We start from the raw sequence: 539 nt of genomic DNA, 5'->3' as shown, positions 1-539 counted from the left end.
AGCTAACAACGTGCAAGTTAGCAATGAGCAAGCGACGGTAAAAAATACCTTTGTTACGTTTTCAGCTTATCAAGTCGATGAAGCGCTGCTAAATATCATTACTAGCATGAGCACCTATTGTCGTGAGGTTGAACTAGGGAAGGACGAGCTTCAGTGTGGTCCATACAGTGATGCGGAGTGGAAAACGGTAGAGCCACTTATTGCTGAATTGACCGATCATCAATATCAGACCCGCAAGGGGCTAGATAGTGCTTCATTGCCAAACCTAGCTTTGGACGAGGGTAAGCTTAACGAAGCGAACCCTTATATTGCTCCCATGACTTCTGAACTCGTGACCATTGCTCAACAGCAGTCTGAACAGGGCAACATTCGCGCCTACCAAGAGCAAGTACCATCTCGTTTAGTGGCTGCTGGTGTGAGTGAAACAGAAGACTGGTTATCTGAAGCTTTTGGTGGCGCGCAGTTTGATTTAGGCGTCTCTTTAGCGAAAGGCAGCAAATGGCAAGTTGATCAGGTTGAAAGCCTGTTCCCTTTTTGGC

General features: G+C 46.8%; 1 pseudogene. It reads left to right on the top strand.

The features are described 5' to 3' along the window. Window positions 1-539: pseudogene (locus BCT81_RS23415) on the top strand (hypothetical protein); the annotation flags it as partial.

The sequence above is a fragment of the Vibrio sp. 10N.261.52.A1 genome (assembly GCF_002876325.1).
In the GTDB taxonomy this organism is placed as follows: Bacteria; Pseudomonadota; Gammaproteobacteria; order Enterobacterales; family Vibrionaceae; genus Vibrio; species Vibrio chagasii.
This window is presented reverse-complemented; position numbering and strand designations above follow the sequence as displayed.